Here is a 2,276-nt window from a genome sequence, read left to right on the forward strand (position 1 = left end):
GTGTGCCTCGACCCTGAAGGCAGCAGGAAGTAGCTGAATGGGCACGAGCATGACTGGAATACCTTCATGACGAGCAGGATGCTCCTAGTGAAGGGCTGCCCTCTGCTGTGAGAGGGCATGAGCCGAAGCGGCAGTGACCTGCAGTGCACTGGCAGGGTGATGTAACCCGTGGGAAACGGGGTGTGAGGCGAAGCCGTTACGCCAAGATGCACCTCTAGGCTAAGTATGGAAAGGTTGAGGAACACGAACCGATTAATCCGCGTCTGTGGGCTGAACGTGTCGCCACCTCCTACACGGCTTATTGGAGGTGTGTACCCCAGCAGTGAGTACAGGTACGGCTCACTTCTGCTGCGGGCAACGAATAGCCAAGTCGATGCCAACAGGGGTATGGACAGTGCGCAGCTAATCCGTACCGGGTACACCAACTTGCAGCATGCAAGGGTAAAGATTGCGATCGGCAACCTCCTCCATACGCTTGAGTCCAGCATGTAAACGAGGGAAGGCTTGTATGGGATGGTAAGGGAGTGCGACCCCGATGCCCAACAAGCTGGCGGAGCCTCCGTAGTAGTCCGAGGTGGGGAAAGCCCACCACATGGCGAAGGGAGGCAGTTCAAGTGGCTTGTTCCACTAATTACCTGACTGAGAGAGGTGAAGACCTTTGATAATCAGGGAAATGCAGAGCAAGCTAGCAACATGGTCAACAGAAGATCCGAATCGTAGGTTTGATCGACTGTTGAGGCTGATTGCAGGGCGCGATTGGCTCCTGAATGCTGCGTGGAAAACACTGGCATCAAAGGGGGCCAAGACTGCTGGGGTAGACGGTGAGACTCGACGAGTAGTAGAGCAGGATATTAGCCACTATGTGGAGGATATTCGCTCAGAGCTGCTGGCTGGAACCTATCAGCCTCAGCCTGCTCGTCGTATCTATATTCCGAAGGCCAACGGCAAGAAGCGCCCACTGGGGATACCAACACTGCGAGATAGGATTGTACAACGTGCGATGCTGATGACAATGGAGCCCATATGGGAAAGCGACTTCCATCGCTTATCCTACGGCTTCCGCCCCGAAAGAAGCGTGCACCATGCTATCCGAACCGTGAAATTGCAGCTTACGGATAGTGGAGAAACAAAGGGCCGCTGGGTCATAGAAGGCGACTTGGCAAGCTACTTTGATACTGTCCACCACCGAAAGCTGATGCGGTGCGTTCGCAGGCGGATTTGTGACAATCGTTTCCTAGACCTCCTCTGGAAATTCATCAAAGCGGGCCATGTCGACAAAGGGCTGTTTCATGCTGCTCACGACGGCGTTCCGCAAGGTGGTGTGCTTTCACCATTACTGTCGAATATCATGCTGAATGAATTCGACCAATGGCTTGAGAAACGCTACCTTGGCAAGAAGGCCCGCAAAGATCGTTGGTACTGGAACTCTAGCATCCAACGAGAATTTCCAATCGCCATGCGAGAAAGACGACATTGGCGACCAGCGGTAGCTTACTGTCGCTACGCTGATGATTTCGTCTTGGTTGTTAAAGGAAACAAGGCTCATGCTGAGGCTATCCGCAAGGAGTGCCGACTGTTCCTTGAGGACGACCTCTCATTAACTCTGAATATGGATAAGACCCATATTACACATGTGAATGATGGGTTCATTTTCCTGGGTCATAGAGTAGTCCGTAAACGCGGACCCAATGGCACAATGCGCCCGGTCACGTCCATCCCCCGTGAAAAGGCAAAGAATTTCGCTGCATCTCTGGCGAAAGAATTGTCTAGCAATCACAGCGCGAATAGGATTGACATGGTGGACCGCCTGAATCGCCGACTGGCGGGATGGGCAAATTTCTACCAGCATACCGACTACACCGCGATCACTTACAGGAAGATAGATGGCATTGTCTTCTGGCGATTTGGCCACTGGCTATCAAGGAAGTATCGCGCATCGATAAAGTCCATGATGCGAAAACACTTCCTGAGACCAACAGAGAAACAAGCCAAGACATGGAAATTCTTTGGCCCAAATGGCAGAGGTGTTTTCTGCGTAACGAGCCTGAGACGTCTGGTGACCAGTCGAAAGATGACCTTCCGATGGCGGCTTCCTGAGGCAAATCCCTATCTGCCACAGGAAGAGGTACGCAACACCGTCACTTCGCGCTACCGAGATGTTGCCATGGCTTTGAGCCACACTTGAATGGAGAGCCGTATGCGCTGAGAGGTGCACGTACGGTTCGGGGAGGAGAAGTAGGGAAATAGCTCGACTACGCCCTGCTTCTTACTCCACT

At 52.9% G+C, this 2,276-nt stretch carries 1 protein-coding gene; it reads left to right on the forward strand.

Going from position 1 to position 2,276, the window contains the following annotated elements:
* Positions 1-673: 673 nt before the first annotated feature.
* Positions 674-2,185 (forward strand): group II intron reverse transcriptase/maturase, encoded by a 1,512-nt coding sequence (ltrA, locus tag FEI13_RS18740; protein ID WP_204758431.1) that lies wholly within the window; start codon positions 674-676, stop codon positions 2,183-2,185.
* The last annotated feature ends 91 nt before the right edge of the window (positions 2,186-2,276 follow it).

The organism is Halomonas urmiana, assembly GCF_005780185.1.
Lineage (GTDB): Bacteria > Pseudomonadota > Gammaproteobacteria > Pseudomonadales > Halomonadaceae > Halomonas > Halomonas urmiana.